Source organism: Planctomycetota bacterium (genome assembly GCA_016872555.1).
GTDB lineage: Bacteria > Planctomycetota > Planctomycetia > Pirellulales > UBA1268 > F1-20-MAGs016.
In genome coordinates, this window is the sequence record VGZO01000010.1 from 1 (window position 1) to 19,862 (window position 19,862).

General features: G+C 73.3%; 14 protein-coding genes. 8 read left to right on the top strand and 6 right to left on the bottom strand.

What is annotated here, in order from left to right:
- On the bottom strand, positions 1 to 272 hold a 272-nt coding region (locus FJ309_05055; protein ID MBM3953968.1), incomplete at its 3' end, for a rhodanese-like domain-containing protein.
- A gap of 129 nt (positions 273 to 401) precedes the next feature.
- Entirely contained in the window at positions 402 to 1,502 is a 1,101-nt protein-coding gene (locus FJ309_05060; GenBank protein MBM3953969.1) for a DUF1559 domain-containing protein, read from the bottom strand.
- A 40-nt stretch (positions 1,503 to 1,542) separates the two neighbouring features.
- On the opposite strand from FJ309_05060, the gene FJ309_05065 reads away from it, so the two are divergent.
- A complete protein-coding gene (locus FJ309_05065) occupies positions 1,543 to 2,937 on the top strand; it encodes a CCA tRNA nucleotidyltransferase (GenBank protein ID MBM3953970.1) in 1,395 nt (464 codons plus the stop codon).
- A 22-nt stretch (positions 2,938 to 2,959) separates the two neighbouring features.
- On the opposite strand, the gene FJ309_05070 is transcribed toward FJ309_05065, so the two are convergent.
- The 3 genes from FJ309_05070 to FJ309_05080 are packed head-to-tail and all read right to left on the bottom strand — an operon-like array spanning position 2,960 to position 6,050.
- On the bottom strand, positions 2,960 to 3,733 hold the full coding sequence (locus tag FJ309_05070) for an SMC-Scp complex subunit ScpB (GenBank protein ID MBM3953971.1): 774 nt from the start codon (positions 3,731 to 3,733) through the stop codon (positions 2,960 to 2,962).
- A gap of 45 nt (positions 3,734 to 3,778) precedes the next feature.
- Positions 3,779 to 4,741 (bottom strand): site-specific DNA-methyltransferase, encoded by a 963-nt coding sequence (locus FJ309_05075; protein MBM3953972.1) that lies wholly within the window; start codon positions 4,739 to 4,741, stop codon positions 3,779 to 3,781.
- A gap of 4 nt (positions 4,742 to 4,745) precedes the next feature.
- A complete protein-coding gene (locus FJ309_05080) occupies positions 4,746 to 6,050 on the bottom strand; it encodes a M20/M25/M40 family metallo-hydrolase (GenBank protein MBM3953973.1) in 1,305 nt (434 codons plus the stop codon).
- On the opposite strand from FJ309_05080, the gene FJ309_05085 reads away from it, so the two are divergent.
- The 7 genes from FJ309_05085 to FJ309_05115 all read left to right on the top strand — a co-directional run bounded on the left by FJ309_05085 (position 6,049) and on the right by FJ309_05115 (position 18,175).
- On the top strand, positions 6,049 to 6,477 hold the full coding sequence (locus FJ309_05085) for a hypothetical protein (protein MBM3953974.1): 429 nt from the start codon (positions 6,049 to 6,051) through the stop codon (positions 6,475 to 6,477). The genes FJ309_05080 and FJ309_05085 overlap by 2 nt on opposite strands.
- A 112-nt stretch (positions 6,478 to 6,589) precedes the next feature.
- Positions 6,590 to 7,630 (top strand): MoxR family ATPase, encoded by a 1,041-nt coding sequence (locus FJ309_05090; GenBank protein ID MBM3953975.1) that lies wholly within the window; start codon positions 6,590 to 6,592, stop codon positions 7,628 to 7,630.
- 30 nt (positions 7,631 to 7,660) lie between these two features.
- A complete protein-coding gene (locus FJ309_05095) occupies positions 7,661 to 8,596 on the top strand; it encodes a DUF58 domain-containing protein (GenBank protein MBM3953976.1) in 936 nt (311 codons plus the stop codon).
- Between the two features lie 17 nt (positions 8,597 to 8,613).
- A complete protein-coding gene (locus tag FJ309_05100) occupies positions 8,614 to 10,938 on the top strand; it encodes a hypothetical protein (protein MBM3953977.1) in 2,325 nt (774 codons plus the stop codon).
- 36 nt (positions 10,939 to 10,974) lie between these two features.
- Complete coding sequence (locus FJ309_05105) at positions 10,975 to 14,724, top strand: hypothetical protein (protein MBM3953978.1); 3,750 nt, start codon at positions 10,975 to 10,977, stop codon at positions 14,722 to 14,724.
- Positions 14,721 to 17,114, top strand: coding sequence for a hypothetical protein (locus FJ309_05110; GenBank protein MBM3953979.1), 2,394 nt, complete (start codon positions 14,721 to 14,723; stop codon positions 17,112 to 17,114). The genes FJ309_05105 and FJ309_05110 overlap by 4 nt, the downstream gene beginning before the upstream one ends.
- A gap of 26 nt (positions 17,115 to 17,140) precedes the next feature.
- Positions 17,141 to 18,175 (top strand): terpene cyclase/mutase family protein, encoded by a 1,035-nt coding sequence (locus tag FJ309_05115; protein MBM3953980.1) that lies wholly within the window; start codon positions 17,141 to 17,143, stop codon positions 18,173 to 18,175.
- 65 nt (positions 18,176 to 18,240) lie between these two features.
- On the opposite strand, the gene FJ309_05120 is transcribed toward FJ309_05115, so the two are convergent.
- Positions 18,241 to 19,734 carry a serine/threonine protein kinase gene (locus FJ309_05120; GenBank protein ID MBM3953981.1) on the bottom strand — a complete coding sequence of 498 codons (1,494 nt, stop codon included), beginning with the start codon at positions 19,732 to 19,734 and terminating at the stop codon, positions 18,241 to 18,243.
- Between the last annotated feature and the right edge of the window lie 128 nt (positions 19,735 to 19,862).

Here is a 19,862-nt window from a genome sequence, read left to right on the forward strand (position 1 = left end):
TGCTCCCGGAGCCACCCGGCGACGCGGAGGCTGCGCATCCCGTGATGGCAGTGCACGATCAGCAGCCGATCGCGGTGCGATTCGAGCTCGCCAAGGCGCTGCGGAATCTCCTGCGTCGGGATCAGCACCGCCCCGTCGATCCGAGCCAGGGCGAATTCCTCGGCTGTCCGGCAATCGAGCAGGAGGGGACGCGGCGAACTGCCAGTCGCGGCAATCGCCGCCGCGGCCGTGTGGACGTCGATCTCGAGCGGCACGGGAGCATCGTCAGCCATCGAGTCGATCCCCTGCGAATCACCCGATCACATCAAACAAAAAGCGGCGGCCGGGAAGCTTCGCTCCCCGGCCGCCGTTGAACTGGCATCGAATCGAAACCGCCTCCCGACACGGAAAGCGAGGATCGATCACGGCTCGGTGACGTTCTCGCCCGAGTCGCGGCTGATCAGGGCATAGTAGATCGTCGGATCGATGTCCGACGACAGCGTTTTGACAGAACCGTCGCAGTACGTGTGCATCACCAAGCCACCCGAGTGCTCGCTCGACGGGCCCCATGCGGAGTTACCAAGCGGGAACCGGGCGTACGCAGTGTTTGCCTGACCGACACGGGTCGTCGCCGCGGCGGACGGACCATACTGCAAGGCACAGTTGGCACCCGCTACGTTGGTCCAGACGCCGTTGACGAGCGTGGGCATGGCGGTCGAGTCGCCGGACAGACCCGTCACATACGCACACGCCCCATCCATCCACGACGAGTTGCCACCTTCCTTCGACTCGGCGATGCAGATCGTCTTCGAGGTGCCGTCCCGCATTGCGGCAAGGTTCAGGCCGAAGTAGGGGAGATTGTCGTTGGCTTCGTTGATCACCTTCGGGCTGCGGAACGGGATCGCTCCATTGTCGCCGATGGTGCCATTCTCTTCCCGCTCACAAACACCGGCCATCCCCTTGTAGTTGGTGATGGCGACATTGGTGAGCCCACCGAGATTGGCCAGAAGCGACCGGTAGTTGCTCGACGTCGAGATCTGCGCGGTCGGCTGACCGGCAAAGCTGGGGCAGATCAAACCGGGGAGCTGGGTTTGATAGGCCGGGGTGGTCCCGACCGGACCGACGACGGTGTACACGTTGTTCGCCACGCCAGCCGAATTCAGCCGGGCGAAGCGATTGGAGTTGCTGGACAGCACGTTATAGAGATTCGCTTCCTCCATGTAGGGGAGGATGTGGACCAGCCAGCTGAATCCGGTGACGCCGGTGTTCGACATCGCAATTGCCGTCGAGGGCAACCGGTCGATCGCCGCCGGAAACGCCTTGCGGGCATCGTGGTGATTTTGCAGCGCCAAGCCGAGCTGCTTGTTCTTGTTGCTGCAATTGCTGCGGTTGGCAGCTTCACGAGCCGCCTGAACGGCCGGAAGGAGCAGACCGACGAGCGTGCCGATGATCGCGATCACGACGAGCAGCTCGACGAGCGTGAACCCACGCTTCGTACGGGCGGCCACCATTCCATGAGCCATTCAACACCTCCGTTGGAGACGGGCGAAAAAACGAAACGTGATGAAAGGACGCCCGACGAGGTCAAGGGTTGTGGCGATGGCACCGATCGATCGATCGGCCACCATCAAAACCCGGCGAACCTCGGCAGAAGAGTTCACAATAGGCCTGTCCTACGAAGGTGTCAACCAAATGGGTCGTTCTGACGCGAGGAATCTCGACCCGGAGGCCTCGCGGCGGTTCGCCGTCGCCGTCGTCCTCCGGCTCCGCGAAGCCGGGCATGAAGCCTTTTGGGCCGGGGGGTGTGTCCGCGACGAATTGCTCGGCCGGACCCCGGCTGACTACGACGTCGCCACCGCGGCTCTTCCCGATGTCGTGCGGGGTGTTTTCGGAACCGGGAAGACCCTCGCCGTGGGGGCGTCGTTCGGTGTCATCACGGTTCTCGGCCCTCGTGGCACTGCCCCCGTCGAAGTGGCGACGTACCGGGCTGACGCCCCCTCCAGCGATGGCAGGCATCCCGACGGAGTGAGGTTCACCGTTGCGCGCGAAGACGCGCTGCGGCGCGACTTCACCATCAACGGCATGTTCCTCGATCCGCTCACGGGCGCGGTTCACGATCACGTCGGCGGCCGGGCCGACCTCGCGGCCGGTGTGATCCGGGCGATCGGCACGCCGGCGCTGCGCTTCGCGGAGGACCACTTGAGGATCCTCCGCGCGGTGCGGTTCGCCGCCGCGTTCGGCTTCGTGATCGAACGCGAGACATGGCAGGCGATCGAGCGGATGGCACGGACGGTCACCACCGTCAGCCCGGAACGCGTGGCCGACGAATTGACGAGGATGGCGACGCGCCCCGGTCGACGGCAGGCGTTGGGACTGCTTGCCGAGACCGGCCTGGCGGCGCATGTCCTCGGCGAATTCGCCGCGCACGCCCTGCCGCGCGCCGGGGAGGTGATCGGGGCGCTCGACGAGCCGCTGTTGGCCTCGGCGTTGGCGGTGCTCGCCTGGGAGACGCACGGCGCACACGCGGCCGCGAAGGCCGCGATCGCCACAGCCGCGCGCCGCCTCCGGCTCGCCAACGCGACCGGGAAGTTGGCGGCGTGGCTCGTCGACGGGCTGGCGGTGCTCGGCGCGCTCGCGGTGCCGCCGACCGGGCCCTGGTCGAGACTGCAGCCGTGGGTGGCCGCGGCCGACGCGCCGCGGCTCGCCGACCTGCTCCGGGCACGGGCCGCGACCGGCTGCGGCAGCACCGACGAAGCGCGGTGGTTCACCGCGCAGCTCGAGCGACCACGCGACGAAATCGATCCGGCGCCGCTGCTGTCCGGGGCCGACCTCCTCGCCGCGGGGATCGTGGCCGGCCCCGCTCTCGGCCGGATCCTCACCGAAGCCCGCCGGTTGCAACTCGACGGCGCCCTGACGAGCCGCGCCGCGGCGCTCGCGTGGCTGGTGGGCCAGGGCTGAGCGGCCGGTCACCGCCGCCCGGTCAGGCCGGCGGCTCGAGGGCCCGCGGCAGGTCGGCGAGGCTTTCGAGCCGGAACACCTCGAGGAACTTGGCGGTCGTCCGGTAGCTGGGTTCGCCCCCTGGCTGCGGCTCGATCGCGAGCAGCCCGCGACGCACGAGCGTGCGGAGCGTCGCCGGGGGGGCATCACAGCCCAGTGCCACCAGACGGTCGCGGGGGACCGGCTGGTTCCAGGCCACCACCGCGAGGACGTCGAGGGCCTCGGCATCGAGGCGCACGAGCCGGGCGCGGGCCTCGCTCACCCGGCCGACGCCGGCAAACTCGCCACGCAGGCGCATCACCCAGCCGTCGTCCCGGGGCACGACCTCGTAGGGGCAACCGTTGGCCCGGTAGCGACGCTCGAGCTCGGCGGCGAGCTCGTCGACCTCCTGGGCGCGGACGCCGCGCATCAGCGCCGCGACGCGCCTCCCCGACAAAGCCGCGCCGTCGGGCTGGCCGACGAACAGCAACGCCTCGAGGATCGTCGCCGGATCGACACGGCAGCCCTCCTCGGCGCCGGGAGCGAGGCCGTCGTCGTCGAGCGACGGTGAGGCATCCTCCTGGGCCACCGCCGGCTCGGCGCGCGGCGTCCACGGATCGGCCGAACCCATCATCGCCGCGAAGGCCTGGGCGAGTCGATCGATCGACAGCCCGCCATCGGCCGGGGGACCGACGAACCCCGTGCCGCCGCCGGGGGCCGCCGGCGGTCGACCGGCCGTCTGCTGGTCGGGTTTCGGCCGGGAGGGGGGGATGGGCATGGCAGGGGCGACCGGGGCGCGGTGGGTGCCAATACCCGGATTCAATCAGACCCGCCGCTTTGGAAACAAGAGACGTTGGCGCTCCTCTCGCGACGGTTTCCCCCTCGTCGCGCCCCCGCTGCCGCCGAGCCGACGGCCGGCGGCCGTGGTCGGCACGCTCTTGAGCGGCTCGGGAGCGCCGTCGAGGGGGGTTCCGGGGGCGCTCGCCGCGAGGCGCTTGCGGATCCGCGCCGCATACGCGGCCGACAGTTCGCAGCCGAGGAACGCCCGGCGCAGCTTCTTCGCCACCGCCAGCGTCGTGCCGCTCCCGGCGAACGGATCGAGTACGAGATCGCCGGGGTTGCTCGAGGCGCGGATGATCCGGCCGAGGAGCTGCTCGGGCATCTGGCAGCCGTGCCAGCCGCTGCGCTCCTTGAAGGTACCGCAGACCCGCGGGAAGTACCAGGTGTCGCCATCGGCCCCGAACCCGTCGGGGAGGTCCTGGGGCCGCAGGATCCAGGTGTCGTCGGGGAGGCGGCCGGTGGGGTCGGCACGGCGGTCGCCGTACACCAGCTCGCGCGCCGACGGCACGCGGATCGCGTCGGTGTTGAAGGTGAAGGCGCGCGGGTCGCGGACGAGATGAAACAGGTGCGCGTGCGAGCGGCTGAATTTCTGCCGGCAGTTGACGCCGAACGTGTAGTACCAGACCACCCAACTGCGGCAGGCCAGGCCGAGCTCACGGGTCGCCAGGACCTTCAATTCGGCGGCGTACTCGTCGCCGATCGCCAGCCAGAACGTGCCGTCGGAGCGGAGCACGCGGACGACCTCGGCCAGCCAGCGGCGCGACCAGGTGAGGTAGTCGTCGGTTGAGCGACGGTCGTCGTAGGTGTCGTAGTCGTAGCCAATGTTGAACGGCGGATCGGCGAACGCGAGATGGACGGTGCCGTCGGGCACGCGGGCGAGCAGCTCGAGGCAGTCGCCCCGGTGGACGCGGTCGACCGCCAAACCCCGCCGCGCCTTCCCTGGCATCTGTTCAACCTCCGGTGGCCAGCCGCAACGCCACCCGACAGGCGGTCTCGAAGGCTTCGAGGTCGAGCCGCTCCTTGGTGGTGTGGATCTCCATCTGCCCGCAGCCGAGCGTCACGGTCGGGACGCCGTTGACCGCCATCCAGTTGGCGTCGAGACCGCCGTTGGAAACCTCCGGCCGCGGGGTGAGGCCGACGCCGCGGACCGCCGCCGTCGCCTCGACGACGCACGGCTCGTCGGCCTCCAGCCGGAAGGCCTCGTAGTCGAGCCGGCCGTCGAAGGCGACGCGGCCGGTGGTGCCGTCGGCCGCCTTGATGCGTTTCGCCGCCGTCTGGAAGGCCGTCTCGATCGCCTTGACGATCTTCGCGCGAAACACCGGATCGTGGCTCCGCGCCTCGGCGCGGAGCGCGGCCGAATCGGCGACCACGTTGGTGGCGCTCCCGGCGTGGATCGTGCCGACGTTGCTCGTGCCGCGCTTTCCTTCCTTCTCGACCAGGCCGTGCCAGCCACCGGCGACGAGATCGGCGATCGCCAGGGCCGCGATCGCGATCGCCGACACCCCCTTTTCCGGAGCCACGCCGGCATGGCTCGGCAGGCCGGTGACGGCGATGTCCATCCGGTAGCCACCGGTCGCCCCGACGGTGATCTTCTCCACCGCGCCGCCGTCGAAGTTGAACGCCAGCCGCGGCCGGCCGAGGTCGGCCGCTTTGACATACCGCGCCCCGTACAGGCCGACTTCCTCCTGGATCGCGAACAGCAGCGTCAGCGGCGGATGATCGAGCCCCTGGCGGAGGATCGCCAGCGCCGTCGACAGCACCACGGCGCAGCCGGCGCGGTCGTCGGCCCCGAGGCCGGTGGCGGGGTCGGCGCTGGCGACGAACCGGCCACTGACCTTGGGCTTCGCCCCGAGGCACACCGGCACGGTGTCCATGTGGGCCATCAGCAGGCGGCGCGGTCCCGGCCGGGTGCCGGGGAGCTTGACGATCAGGTTGCCGACGTTGCCGGCCGTCGGGGTCTTGGTGTGGGCGTTGTCGAAGGAGATCGCCGCCCGCGGGCAGCCCGCCTCGACCAGCCAGTGGACGATCCGCTCCGCGACCCGCTTCTCGTCCCCCGACACACCTGGGATCGCCAGCAGGTCGAGGACCACGCGCCGCGCCGCGGCGAGGTCGGGCTGCGGTCCGGCCGTCGGCTTCGCGGGTGCGGCGCTCGGCCGTAGACTCCCGCCCGACGCCCGCGGACGGGGCGCCGGTTTTGCCGCCGCCCCCGAGGGTGCCTTCCGTTTCGAAGCCGTCGCCCTCGAAGGGGTCGTCATGCGCGTGTTCCTCGCCGGCATCATGCAGGGCTCCCACGTGGGGAACCTCGTCCACGACCAGGGCTACCGCGAAGCGCTGCGGAGTCTCCTCGTCGATCGCTGGCCGGAGGCCGAAGTCTACGACCCCTTCGCCCGGCACGCCATGTCCGTCGACTACGGGCTGGAGCAGGCGCGCGACGTGTTCGAGGCCCACGTCGGGATGTGCCGCCGGGCCGATCTCGTCGTGGCCTTCGTGCCCGAGGCCTCGATGGGGACGGCGATCGAGATCTGGGAGGCCTCGCGACACGGCGCCGTCGTGGTGGCGATCACGCCGCTGGTCCACAACTGGGTCGTGCTCCTCACCGCCCGGGCGATCTACCCCGATCGTGAGGCGTTCGCCGCAGCGCTCGCCGGCGGCGCGATCGATCGGCTGCTCGAGCGCCCCTGAGCCCCGCCCCGGCACGCGGCGGCAACTCGACACGCTGCCCTCGCGGCAGGAAGATGATCCCCGAGCGGTTTCGCCCAGCACCCGGTCGCAACCGCCCCCCCCGGAGTCTGCCATGGTCCCCGCCGACGCCCGCGCCGCCACCGCCACCCGCGCGACCGCACCCGAGGCCGTGGCCGGCGAGGCGGAGGGGGTGGCCGCCGCCCATCGCCGGATGGTGGCGGCACTGTCGCGGGTGATCGTCGGCCAGGAAGAGGTCCTCGACCTGCTGCTGATGGCCCTGTTCTGCAAAGGACACTGCATCCTCGAAGGGGTGCCGGGGCTGGCGAAGACGCTGATGATCTCGAGCCTCGCCCGGCTGTTGTCGATGCGCTTCAGCCGGATCCAATTCACCCCCGACCTGATGCCCTCCGACATCACCGGGACCGAGATCCTCCAGGAGGACAAGACCACCGGCGGCCGCGAGCTGCGGTTCGTGAAGGGACCGGTGTTCGCCAACCTCGTCCTCGCCGACGAGATCAACCGGACGCCGCCGAAGACGCAGGCGGCGCTCCTCCAGGCGATGCAGGAATACCACGTCACCGTCGCCGGGCGGTCGTTCGACCTCCCGCAGCCGTTCTTCGTGCTCGGTACGCAGAACCCGATCGAGAGCGAGGGCACCTACCCGCTCCCCGAAGCGCAGCTCGACCGGTTCATGTTCAAGGTGACGGTCGACTACCCGTCGCTGGAGGACGAGATCCGCGTCGCCACGGCGACGACCTCGGGCCACGCCGTGGAACTCGAGCCGGTGCTCACCGAGGCCGACATCCTCCGCATCCAGGCGGTCGTCTGCGAGGTGATCGTCGCCGAGCCGGTCGCGGCCTACGCCGTCCGCCTCGCGCGGGCCACGCGCCCCGGGGATCCGGCGGCCCGCCCCGACATCCGCCGCTGGCTGTCGTGGGGCGCGGGCCCGCGCGCCTGCCAGGCGCTGCTCCTCGGTGCCAAGGCCCGCGCGCTGCTCGACGGCCGGCCGAGCGCGGCGTTCGACGACGTCCGCGCCGTCGCCAAACCAGTGCTCCGCCACCGCCTCGTCGCCAGCTTCACCGCCGAGAGCGAGGGGATCACCACCGACGCGATCATCGACACGCTCCTCGACGCCGTTCCCGAGACGACCTGACCGCGGCCCGCCGCCTCGCAGGACCCTGCCATGGCCTCCCGTACCCCGCCGAGCGAGCCGCCGCGCCCCGCGCCGGCCCTCGGCGGCGTCGTCGACCCCCGGGCGCTGGCGCTGGTGGCGCGCCTGGAGATGGTGGCGAGGAGCGCCGTCGAGGGGTTGCTCTCCGGCATCCACCCCAGCCCGTTCTTCGGGTCGAGCGTCGAGTATGCCGACCACCGCCCCTACACCCCCAGCGACGAACTGCGCTCGCTCGACTGGAAGCTGCTGGCCAAGACCGACCGCTACTTCGTCAAGCTGTTCGAGGACCGGACCAACACGCGCCTCACCGTCGTCCTCGACACGAGCCGGTCGATGGGATTCGCCTCCGGGGGGACGACCAAGCTCGACTTCGGCCGGGGGCTGGCCGCTTCCCTGCTCCACCTCGCTCTCCGGCAGAACGACGCCGCCGGGCTGGTGACGTTCGCCGAGGGCATCGGCCAGTTCATCCCCCCGCGGAGCGTGGCCCATCACTTCCGCCACCTGCTCACGGCGCTGGCCAGCGCCACCCCCGGGGGCGACACGGGCATCCGGGGCGTGCTGGCGGAGGTCGCCGGGCGGCTGCCGCGGCGCGGGATCGTGATCCTCGTCAGCGACCTGCTCGACGACCCGGCCGCGATCGACGCCGGCCTGTCGCTGCTCCGCCACCGGCGCCACGATCTGGTGGTGTTCCACGTCGTCGATCCCGCCGAGCGCGACTTCCCCTGGGAGCGCTCGGCACGGTTCCGCGACATGGAGGGGGAGGGGCGCCTCGTCGCCAACCCGCGCCTCGTCCGGGCCGCCTACCGCGAACGCTTCGAGGCCTTCCTCGCCGCCGTCCGTTCCGCCTGTCTCGAACGCTCGATCGGCTACGAGATGGTGCTCACCGACCAGCCGTTCGAGGATCTGCTCGCCGCCTACCTCGCCCGTCGGGCCCGCGTCTCGGGCTGACGAGCCCGCTCCCCGCCATGCTCAATCCCGCCCTCCTCTGGTTCCTGCCGCTGGCGGCCGTACCGCTGATCCTCCATCTGCTCGAGCGCTTCCGGATCCGCGAGATCGAGCTGCCGACGTTCCGCTTCCTGCTCGACGGCTACGTCCAGCAGCGCCGGCGCCTGCGGCTCCTGGAGTGGCTGCTCCTCGCGCTGCGGACGGCGCTGGTCGTGCTCGTCGTCGCCGCCCTCGCCCGGCCGGTGATCCAGCGCCTCGCCGGGTTGTTCGGCGAGCGCGGTGGGCGCGAGGTGGTGTTCGTCGCCGACGTCGGCCTCTCCACCGGGCTGGTGAGCGAGGGGACCTCGGCCCTGCACCGGATCCGCGAGGCGATCCGGGCCGCCGCCGCCCGGCTCGGGCCGGGGGATTTCGTGACGCTCGTCCGCGCCGGCGTGCAGCCCACGGTGCTCCACCGGGCGGCGCTCGGCGACGGCCGCCGCCTCGGCGCCGCGCTCGATACGCTGGCCGCCGATCCCGGCCCGGCGGCCCTCGGCGCGGCGCTGGTGGAGGGGCTGTCGGGGCCGCCGCGCGGGGCACGGACGGCGTGGATCGTGACCGATGGCGAGGCCCGTGCCTGGCGGCGGCTCGGCGCCGACGGCACGGCGCGGACGCTGCCTCCGGATGCTCGCCTGGTCGTGCTCGACGTCGGCCACGTCGGCCGCGTCGCCAATGCGGCACTGCTCGGCGACCCACCGCGCGCGCAGCGGCCGGTGGTCGGCCTGCCGGTCGAGATCACCGCCCGGGTCGCCGTGGCCGGCACCGAGCCGGTCGAGAAGACCGTGTCGGTTCTCCTCGACGACGAGCTGGCGGCGCAGGAGACGGTGGTCGTCCAGCCGGGAACGACCGTGACCCGGACACTGGCGGTGGTGCCGCGCCGCGCCGGGGTGATCCGCGGCCGCCTCCAGATCCCGGCCGATGCCTTTCCCGAGGACGACGCGCTGGTGTTCGCGCTGGCCGTCGAACCGCGGGTCGACGTCCTCGTCGTCGCCCCGGCCGACGCGCGCGGGATCGACGACCCCGGTCTGTTCGTCGCCGCGGCGCTCGAGGCGCCGCTGGAGACGCTCGCCGGCGACGGTCCTCTCCCCGGCCCCGACGGCGCCGGCGACGGGCTCAACCGCGAGATCGCGCGCAGCCTCGACGTGACGCTCGTCCGCGGCGACAAGCTCGATGAGTCCCGCGTCAACGCCGCCGACGTGATCGTGCTTGCCGACGTCCGTCTCGACGGCGCCCGCTCGCTGTGGGTGCGGCGGCAGGTGCAGGGAGGGGCCGGGCTGGTGGTGGCGGCTGGACCACGGTGCGACGGCCGTGGCGACCTGCCGGTCCTCGGCGATGCCCGGGGCAAGAACGCCGCGGCGCTGACGCTGCGGCCGGCGGCCGGCGATCCCGACGAAACCGACGCCGGGACGACGCTCGGCGAGGTCGACACCTCGCACCCGGTGTTCGGGCCGTTCCGCGCGGGGCGCGACGGCGGCGCGGCGACGGGGACCGTCGGCCTGGAAACGCTCCGCGTCTTCCGGCGCGTAACGCTAGCCGCCGCCGAGGGGGAGGGCGCCTCCTCGCGGCCGCCGGTGATCGTGCTCGCCCGGCTCGCCGACGGCACGCCGGTGGTCGCCGAGACGCGGATCGGCCGCGGCCGCGTGCTCGTCTCCGGGCTCGCCTTCACCCCCGACTGGTCATCGCTCCCGGTCCACCCGGCGTTCGTGCCGATCCTCCTCCGCGCCGTCCAGCATGTCCGCCGGCCCGCGGCGGCCGTGGTCGCCGAGTCGGTCCGGCCCGGGGAGCCGGCGCCGGTCCGCGTCGACGAAGCCTGGCGCCGGGCGACGGTCGAGGTCACCGACCCGGCCGGGGGGCGCCGCGCCATCGAACTGGTGGCCGGCGACGGCCATGCCACCGGCGCCCTGACCGAGACGCTCGCCGTCGGCCACTACGACTTCACGATCGAACCGCCCGCAGGGAGCCGCGACGAACCGCTGCGCCTCGGGATGGCGGTCAACCGCGACGTCGACGGGGCGCTGCTCGAGCACCTCGGCGAAGCCGAATTGAGCCGGATCCTCGCTCCCCGCGCGGTGACCTACCTGGCCGGTAGCGGCGACGATCCGGTGCTCGCCGGCACGCTCGGCGGCCGGCGCGAGATCTGGCGCTGGCTGATCGGAACGGCGCTGGCGGTGTTCGCCGTCGAGTTCGTGTTGAGCACCCTGGCGCCGCCGGTCGCGGGGGAGGGGGTGGCGGGGCTGCGCGGCTGGCTCGGGCGGCTCGCGGGGCGGCTCGGGCAGGTGGTCGACGGCGTCGAACCGGGGAGCGTCTGACCGGGGCACAGGGTGCACGGCAGCGAGGAGGAGCGGATGGCCAGCGGATCGTCACCTCACGGCGCGGCGGAAACGGTCGAGGCGTTCGGCGCGTTGGTCGCCTCGGTGCGCCGGCGCGTGATCGCCGTGTCGATCGCCACCGGGCTGGTGCTCGTCGCCGCGGTCGCACTTGCCTGGGTCGTCGGCGGCGTGGTCGTCGATCTGGTGGTACCCCTCGGCGTGCCGGCGCGGGTGGCCGCATGGTGCGGTTGGTGGCTGGCGGTGTCCGCCGCGGCCGCGGCCTTCCTCGCCGTGCCCGCCTGGCGCCGGCCGGTGCTCGACGCGGTGGCACTGCGCATCGAACGGGCGGTGGGGGGGATGCAGAACCGGCTGCTCACGGTGCTCGACCTCGGCCGGCGCCCCGGACACCTCCACCGCACGCGCCCCGACCTGCTGGCGCGGCTCCTCGACCAGACCCGCGCCCGCCTCGAGCACTTCCGCCCCGGGAGCGTGATCCGCTGGGACACGCTGCGCCGCGGCACGGGCCTGGCGGCGGTGGCGCTGGCGACGGGGCTCGCGCTGTTCGGGGGGTTCGGCGAGCGGTTCACGACGACGCTGTCCCGGCTCCTGTCGCCGACCGCCGACATCCCGCCGGCGACACTGCTGCAGTTCGCCGTTCCCGGCGACCTCGAGGTGCTCGTCGACGAGCCGCTGGAGATCGCGGCGACGGTCGCGCGCGGCAGCGCCCCGGCGGCCGACCTGGTCCTCGACGACGGTTCCGGCCGCCAGCTGCGCTACCCGATGCGGCGCGACGGCGAGCGGTTCGTCGTCGCCCTCGAGGGGCTCTCCGCGGCGGCCCGCTACCGGGTCGAGGGGGGCGGCACCTGGACGCGGACGCACGCGATCACCGTTCTCGACCGCCCCGCCATCGAGGCCCTCGTCCCGGCGATCCGCCTGCCGGCCTACATGCGGATCGACGCCCCGCTCCCGGTGATCGGCTCGCCGGCGCGGATCGAGGCGCCGGAGGGGGCGACGGTCGAGTTCACCGCGCGGGTCAGGCCCGACGCCGCCGCGGGGGAGGCGAAGCTCGCCGAGCGGACCGTGGTCACCGACGAGGTCGAGGCGTTCGACGAGCGCGTCTGGTTCGAGGACGATCTGCCGCGCGACGCCGTCGTGCCGCAGCCGTGGCGCTGGACCACGGCCCATGCCTCGGGGGGCCTGAAGGCGTTCGTCTGCGAGGCGGGACGGGCGGCGACGCTGCGGACGCGGCTCGAGCCGCTGCTGCTGCCGCGCGACACACCGGCCGACAAGGCGTTCATGGTGATGGCGCGCACCGATCCCGCCGCCCCGCCGCGGCGGATCGCCGTGCGCCTCGAATCCGAGACGGTCCGCTTCGAGGTCGTGTGGGGCGACGGCAGCGGCGCTCCGGTCGAAGGGGTGCGGCGGTTTGTCGCCGGGCCGCTGCCCGAACCGGGCGCGTGGACAAGGCTGTGGGCGCCGCTGGCGTCGCTGCCGGCGCTCGCCGGCCGCAGCGTCGGCACGGCGACGTTCGAGGTCGACGGTGGCCGCGCGGTGCTCGACCGGCCGGGCTGGATGACGCGCGGCACGCGGGCTGTCGAGCGCCCGGTGGACCGCGAGACCGGCCGCGTCGCGGCGCGGCGCGAGGCCACGGAAGGGACCGACGGCGGCCGCTGGCTGGCGGCGGTGCCGGTGGCAGCACGGACTTGGGCGACGGTGTCGTTCGTCGACGCGCACGGGCACCGCAGCGTGCCGGTGCCGCCGGTCGAGATCGTTCCCACCGTCGACCGGCCCCCGGCGCTGGTGATCGCGAGCCCCGCCGAGATGCTCCCCCTCGAGGTGCCCGACGACGTCGTCATCGAGGCCGAGGCGTTCGACGACTGGGGGATCGACTCGATCGCGATCCGCATCGGACCCGATGGCGACCATCTCTCGGCGCCCGAGCCGCTCGCCGGCGTCTCGCCGGCCGACCGCCCCCCCGATGCGCGGATCGCCTTCACCACGAGCGTCACGGCGGAGCGGCTCGGCCTCGAGCCGGGGCGCGGGGTGGCGTGGAAGCTCGTCGTCCGCGACACCAAGGGGCAGGAGGTCGAGTCGTCCCTGCACCGGGTCACGGTCGTCCTGCCGCCGGACAACGCCCTCGCCGAATCGCAGGTCCCGGCGCTCGAGCAGGCGCGGCGGTTCGCCGAGGAGATGGCGGCCAACGCGGCCCGCGAGGGAGACGGTCTCGACAGCCAGCGCGAGCAGCTTCTCGAGGCGGTCGGAAGCGACACCCTGGCGGCGCTCGAACAAGCCGCCCGGGCGGCGAAGGCGGCCGCCGACGGCCAGCCGGACAGCGAACGCGACCGGGCGGCCGCCGAAGCGGTCGCCAGCGCACAGCAGAAAGGGGACGAAGCCGCCGCCGCCCTCGGCCCGCAGGACCGCGCGGCGCTCGAGCGGCTCGATCGGTTCCTCGCGGCCCGGCGCGCCGAAGCCCGGCGCGTCGAAGAGGCGCTGCGGAAGGCCGTGGCACAGGCGGCAGGCAGCCCCCTCGTGCCGCCGTCGATCGCGGCCGAGATCGGCGCGCTTGCCGACGAGGCTGGCAAGCTCGGCGAGTCGCTCGATCGCGAGGAAGCGCTCGAAGCGGCCGCCGCCCAGCTCGAGCGGATCGCCCGGGCCCCGGAGCCCTCGGCGATCGCCGAGGCCGCCGCGCGGCTCGCCCGCGCGGCGAAACAGACCGGCACCAAGCTCGATGCCGCCGGCGCGGCCCGGCGGATCGAAACCCTCGCCGACGACCTTGCCCGGCGTGCCACTGATCTCGCCGCGAGTGCCCAGCGCCGTGACGAGGCGGCGGCGGCTGCGGCCGCCGCCGCCGCGGATACCGCCCTGCCCGATACGGACCGGGCCGCGGCGCTGGCGCGGCAGCGCCAGGAAGAGCGCGTCGCCACCACGCAGGTCGGCGAGGTCGAGCAGATCCTCGGCCGGCCGGTCGCCCCAGCTTCCGCATCGGCCGCACCGAATCCCGATGGCCAGGCGGCGGCTCCCGCCGCGCCAGCCGACGCACCCGCCGCTGCCGTCCCAGCGCCTCCCGATGGAGCCGCGCCCCCGCAACCCGCCGCCGATCCACTCGCCGCGCGGATCGCCGCGGGGCGCGACCAAGCGGCGGAGGCGGGAGCGATGGCCGAGCGCCTCACAGGCCAACTCACGGGGCGGCTGCCGCTGTCGGGACCCCCCGCCGCCGACGATCGCTACGACGGGGACGCCGCGCCCGGGGAGACACCCGCGCCCGCGGCCGACGCCCCGGCTGCCCGGCCGCGCCCTGCCGCCGACAGCGCCGACGGGGCCGCGGTCGACGAACCGCTCCCGACGACGATCGACGAGCTGCTCGCCAGCCGCGAGGTCCGCGAGGCGCTGCGGATGGCCGACCGGGCGCGGCGGATCGCGGCGCGGAAGGCCCGGAACCAGAACGCCGACGGCAGCTCCGAGCAGGGAGAAGGGGCGAGCCAGCCCGGTGACGGCGACGAACCGGGGGATGGCCAGGGAGCGAAAGGGGACGGCGCGGGGGACAGCGAGGACCCTGGCGACTCGCCCACCGACGGCGGCGGGCGCAACGCGCGCCGCGACCTCGAATCGCCTCTCCGCGGCCTCGACGCCCGCCAGCGCGCGGCGCTCGAGCGCCTCCCGCCACGGGTCCGCGATCCGCTCCTCGAGGGGATGCGCGAGCAGGGCCCCGCGGCCTACCGCGAGGTGATCGACACCTACTTCCGCCGTCTCGGCAAAGACGTCGCGCCGGCGGGCGAGACTCCATGAGCCACCTCGCGGCGACGGTGATGCGCTGGTGCGGCATCGGTCACGGGATGACCGCCGCTGTCGAGCGCGTCGAGTGGCAGTGGGAGCGGCCCCAGGTGTTGTGGGTCGGCCTGCCGGCGCTCGTGCTGGCGGCATGGTGGATCTCGCGGCGGCACCGGCAGCGCTTCCCGTGGTTGCCGCGCGGCCTGCGCCGGGCGCTCGACGTCTGCCGGACCGCCGTGCTGGCACTGTTTCTGCTGATCCTTGCCGGCCCCGCGCTGCGGATCTTGTCGCGCGTCGAGGAGAAGCCGGTCGTCGCCCTGCTCGTCGACACCTCGGACAGCATGCACCTGCCGGTCGGGCGCCTCGCCGAGGACTCGATCGGCGACCTGACTCGCGTCGCCGGTCTCGACCGGCCGACCGGGGACGACGGCGGGCCGGCCGCGGCCGTGGCCCGGGTGGCGACGGTGACGAGGGCCGAGCTCGTCGCCGCCATCGAACGGACGCAGGAACGCGACGGCGGCGCCCTCGAGGAACTCGCCCGGCGCTTCGAGCTGCGCCGCTACGAGTTCGACCGCCGCCCGCGCCGCCAGGCGCGCGACCCGGACGCCGCCGCGCGCCCCTCTGCGGCCGGCGAGCAGAGCGGCGCCGACACCGCCCTCGGCGCGGCGCTGCAGCTGGCCCTCGACGATGCCTCCGACCGGGCCCTGGCCGGGGTGGTGATCGTCTCCGACGGCCGCTCGACGGTCGGCATCGACCCGCTCGAAGCGGCGCGGCGGGCGATCGACGCGCGCGGCGGCCAGGCGCCGGGGCCCGTCTTCGCGGTGCCGATCGGCTCGGCCGAGCCCCCCGTCGATCTCGCCGTGGCCGACGTCCTCGCGCCGCCGGTCGTGGCCCTCGACGACGTCGTGACGGTCGTCGCCACGATCGAGTCGGCCGGCCTGGCGGGGCGGAAGGTCGCCGTCGAGGCGCGCGACGGCACGGGCGCGGTCATCGAGTCGTTTCCCCTCGCGCTCCGCGACGGCCGGCAGCAGGCGGTGTTTTCCTGGCACGCGACGGTCGCCGGCACGGCGCGGCTGGAGGTCGCCGTCGCGGTCGAGCCGGAAGAGATCGTCCGCGAGAACAACGCCGTCGGCGTGGCCATCGAGGTCAGCGAGCGGAAGACGAAGGTCCTGCTGGTCGATTCGCTGCCGCGCTGGGACCTCCGCTTCATCGACCACTGCATCCGCCGCGACACCGGGTTCGACGCCACGGTGACGCTGGTCGCCGACGGGACGGCAGCCGCGCTCCCCGCGACGATCGACGACTGGGCGGCCTACGACCTGGTGGTCCTCGGCGACGTGCCCGCCGCCGCACTGCCCGGCGCGGCCCAGACGGCGCTGGCCGAGGCGGTGGCGCGGCGCGGCGTCGGGGTGGTGTTCCAGCCGGGGAGTGCCCACCTGCCGCGCGACTACCCCGACGGGCCGCTCGCCGAACTGTTTCCCGTCGAAGTCGACCGGGCCGCCGGCGGCGGCAGCGGGGCGCTCGAGGCGCCGGCCTTCAAGCCGTTCCGGATGCGGGTCACGGCGCGGGGGGCGATGCATCCGGCGTTCGCCCTCTCGGGCGACGCGGTGCGCAACCGGGCGGCGTGGGGGGCGATGCCGTCGTTCTTCCGCGTCGCCGCGGCGCGCCGGCCGCGGCCGGCGGCGACGGCGCTGGCGGAGGTCGACGGTCCCGACGGGCGCGGGGCGGTGGTGCTCGTCGCCGAGGCGCCGGCCGGGCGCGGCCGCGTTGCCTGGATCGGGATCGAGGAGACGTTCCGCTGGCGGCGCAACATCGGCGACCCGTTGTTCTGGCGGTTCTGGGGACAGCTCCTCCGCGACGTCGCGCGCCGCGACGATCGCCCCACCGACGCCTCGTGGCTGGTCGTCGCGCCGGCGCAGTGCGAGCCCGACGCCCCGGTGACGATCGAGATGAATCTCGTCGACGAGGGCAAGCAGCCGGTCACTGCCGGACCGCGCACGGTGACCGTCGACGGGCCCGGCGGGGAACGGACGGTGGCGCTCCAGCCCGGCGCCCGGCCGGGGCTGTGGCAGGGGGGATTCGTTCCCGCCGCCGCGGGCCGCTACGTGGTGGAGTACGGCGTGGCGGCGGCGCCGTTGGCGGGCGAGTGCATCGTCGCCGAGCCGACGCGCGAGCGGGCGCGCCCCGACGTCGATCGCGACACGCTGGCGGCGCTGGCGGACCTCAGCGGCGGCGCGATCGTCGAGCCGGCCGCGCTGGCGACGCTGCCGGGGCGGCTCCCCGACGCCACCGTGGCCTCGCGCCGCGTCGAGGAGGACGACGTCTGGGACACCTGGCCGGTGCTGGCATTGCTGGTGACGCTGTACTGCATCGACGTCGGCATCCGCCGGCTGTCGGGATTGAGTTGACCCCTGGGACGACGGCGGAGGCGGGCATGAGCACGGTGCGGATCGTCGGACGTGCGGTGATGGTCGTGGCCGCTTGCCTCGGCGCCAGCGTGCTCGAGGCGGCCGACGGCGACACGGCGGAGCTGGTTCGCGTCGAGGCCGCGGTCGACCGCGCGCTGGAGTACCTCGCCAGCCGTCAGGATGCGTCGGGGTCGTGGCCGCACGGCCTGTCGCAGCAGTCCAACACCGGTATCGATTCGCTCTGCCTGCTCGCCTTCCTCGGCCGCGGCCACGTGCCCGGACGGGGGCCGTACCGCGAGACGGTCGGCCGCGCCGTCGACGGCCTGCTCGCCGCCCGGCGCCCCGACGATCTCCTCGTCCGCGCCGGCGGCCACTCGCACGGCCCGATGTACGAGCACGGTCTGGCGACGCTCGCCCTGATCGAGGCGTCGGGCTGGGTGGCCGATGCGGAGATGCGCGAGGCCTGTCAGGCGGCCGTCGACGTGATCGTCAAGTCACAGAACCGGGAGGGGGGCTGGCGCTACCAGCCGAAACCCCAGGATGCCGACCTGAGCGTGACGGTGATGCAGGTGGTGGCGCTACGGGCGGCGCAGAACGCCCGCTTCGCGGTACCGGAGGAGACGATCGAGGGTGCGATCCGCTACGTGAAGAGCTGCGCGCGGCCCGAGGGGGGCTTCGCCTACCAGCCCGGCCAGGGGGTGAAGAACGCCCAGTCGGCGGCCGGCGCGCTGTCGCTGACGCTGCTGGGGCGCTACGACGACCCGGCCGTCGAGGCGGCGCTGGCGTCGCTCCAGAAGCGCGAGTACCGTCCACAGATGGACGACTACTTCCACTACATGAACTACTACGCGATGCAGGCCCACTTCCAGGCAGGGGAACGGCAGTGGGCGGCCTGGAACGGGCGCGTCCGGTCGTTCCTCCTCGATGCCCAGGCGACCGACGGCTCGTGGCCAGGCTGGGGGGAGGAGCGGCTCAACGGCCAAGCGAAGTGCTATTCGACGGCGTTGGCGACGATGGCGCTGGAGGTCTACATGCACTACCTCCCCGCCTACCAGCGCTAGCTTTCCGTGGACAAAGCCCTCCGTGGCCCCGACCGGCCGCGGGACGGCCGGCGCGTGCGGTGCGCTCAGGCGACGCGCTCGAGGATCTCGGCGAGGAGCCGCGCCATGTCGCGGGTGTGGAACGGCGTGGCGATCACCTTCCGCCGCGCGTCGACGGTCGCCCGCTCGGCCAACGCCTCCTGGCGCTGGCCCACGAGGAGCACGGCGGGGACCTGCGAGAAGAATGGATCGCTCGTCAGCTTGTTGAATGCCTCGACCGCCGGTTCGCCGAGCGACTGTGCCGACAGCACGAGGCCGTCGGCCGGGATCGGCGTCGTCGAGAACCGCGATAGCGCCCGCTGCGGGTTTTCCGTGATCAACACCTTGTAGCCGAGTTTGGTGAAGAAGTCGCGGAGCGTCTGCTGGGCACGCCCCGCGCGCTCGACGAGCATCAGCGAGCCGCGGCTGACGGCCTTGGGATGGTCGCCGTCGTCGGGCAGCGCCGCCGGTGCGGTGGCAGCAGCGCTCACCGGGGTTGCCGCCGCCACGGCCGCTTCGCCGGAGTACTTCTCGAACACCTGCTCGAGGGCCCGCTTGGCGTCGGTCACCGTCTGCCAGCGCTCGAGCGGGTCGAGGTGCATCATCCGCGACACGACCTCGATCACGTCGCGCGGGAGCGCAGGGTTGCGCGTCCCCAGCGGCACGATCGTGGTGAAGCGGCGCGGATCGGCGCGGACCGCACGATCGCGCGATTCGACCAGTGCCGGTGCCCCGCCGAGGGCCGAGTAGCCGAGAGTCCCGAGGAAGAAGACGTCGCTGCGGATCCCGTCGTCCTTCATCCCCGAGAGCTTCTCGAGCGTCGCGTAGTCGATCGTGCGCGGATGCTCGACCTTGCCGAGGGCCTTGTCGCCGGTGTCGGCGTCGATCCCGGCGAGACCGAAGTCGACGAGCTTCGTCTTGCCGAGCGACGAGATCAGGACGTTGGAGGCCTTGAGGTCGCGGTGGGTGACGCCGCGCCGGTGGGCGTATTCGAGGCCCGCCGCCATCTGGATCACGAGGTCGAGCCCGCGCACGAGGTCGACGGCACCGCGGATCTTGACCAGCTCGCGGAGCGTCTGTCCCTCGACGAACTCCATCGTGATGTAGCTCGAGGTGTGCTCCTGGCCGACGTCCTCGATGGCGACGATGTTGGGATGGCGGAGGAGCCGGCCCATCTCCCCTTCGCGGCGGAACGCCTTGCACTTCTCGGCGTCGGCGTTGTAGCGGGCCCGGAGGACCTTGACGGCGAGGATCCCGCCGTCGACGGTGCTGACGGCGCGGTACACGCGGGCGAATGCCCCGGCGCCGACCTGGTACAGGACCTTCGCCGTGCCGTAGTAGAAGCCGCGGCGGTCGCCACGGAGGAGCCGCTCGAGCTGGTAGGACGAGAGCAGTTCCCGGCGCAGCAGGAGAGCGCCGAGCTGATCGATCGGGACGTTGTGCCCACCGAGCTCGGACCATGCCTCGCTGAGCTTCGTCCCGGGAACCAGCTCGAGTTCCTGGGCGAGGTGAGCGAGCTCCTCGGCGGTGGTTGGCTGCATGGCGAAAACCCCCCACTACTTTACCCCATGCGCCGCGGGCCGCCGGGCCCGCCGGGACGATCGGGGGGGGAGGGCAAACCGCCTCGCTGCAGCCCGCGGACGAAGCGATCGGCCGCAGGATGCGGCCG

Excerpts from the sequence above, each read along its gene's own strand:
- FJ309_05060 (MBM3953969.1), bottom strand. The coding sequence starts at position 1,502 with ATGGCTCATGGAATGGTGGCCGCCCGTACGAAGCGTGGGTTCACGCTC.
- FJ309_05065 (MBM3953970.1), top strand. The coding sequence starts at position 1,543 with ATGAAAGGACGCCCGACGAGGTCAAGGGTTGTGGCGATGGCACCGATC.
- FJ309_05070 (MBM3953971.1), bottom strand. The coding sequence starts at position 3,733 with ATGCCCATCCCCCCCTCCCGGCCGAAACCCGACCAGCAGACGGCCGGT.
- FJ309_05075 (MBM3953972.1), bottom strand. The coding sequence starts at position 4,741 with ATGCCAGGGAAGGCGCGGCGGGGTTTGGCGGTCGACCGCGTCCACCGG.
- FJ309_05085 (MBM3953974.1), top strand. The coding sequence starts at position 6,049 with ATGCGCGTGTTCCTCGCCGGCATCATGCAGGGCTCCCACGTGGGGAAC.
- FJ309_05080 (MBM3953973.1), bottom strand. The coding sequence starts at position 6,050 with ATGACGACCCCTTCGAGGGCGACGGCTTCGAAACGGAAGGCACCCTCG.
- FJ309_05090 (MBM3953975.1), top strand. The coding sequence starts at position 6,590 with ATGGTCCCCGCCGACGCCCGCGCCGCCACCGCCACCCGCGCGACCGCA.
- FJ309_05095 (MBM3953976.1), top strand. The coding sequence starts at position 7,661 with ATGGCCTCCCGTACCCCGCCGAGCGAGCCGCCGCGCCCCGCGCCGGCC.
- FJ309_05100 (MBM3953977.1), top strand. The coding sequence starts at position 8,614 with ATGCTCAATCCCGCCCTCCTCTGGTTCCTGCCGCTGGCGGCCGTACCG.
- FJ309_05105 (MBM3953978.1), top strand. The coding sequence starts at position 10,975 with ATGGCCAGCGGATCGTCACCTCACGGCGCGGCGGAAACGGTCGAGGCG.
- FJ309_05110 (MBM3953979.1), top strand. The coding sequence starts at position 14,721 with ATGAGCCACCTCGCGGCGACGGTGATGCGCTGGTGCGGCATCGGTCAC.
- FJ309_05115 (MBM3953980.1), top strand. The coding sequence starts at position 17,141 with ATGAGCACGGTGCGGATCGTCGGACGTGCGGTGATGGTCGTGGCCGCT.
- FJ309_05120 (MBM3953981.1), bottom strand. The coding sequence starts at position 19,734 with ATGCAGCCAACCACCGCCGAGGAGCTCGCTCACCTCGCCCAGGAACTC.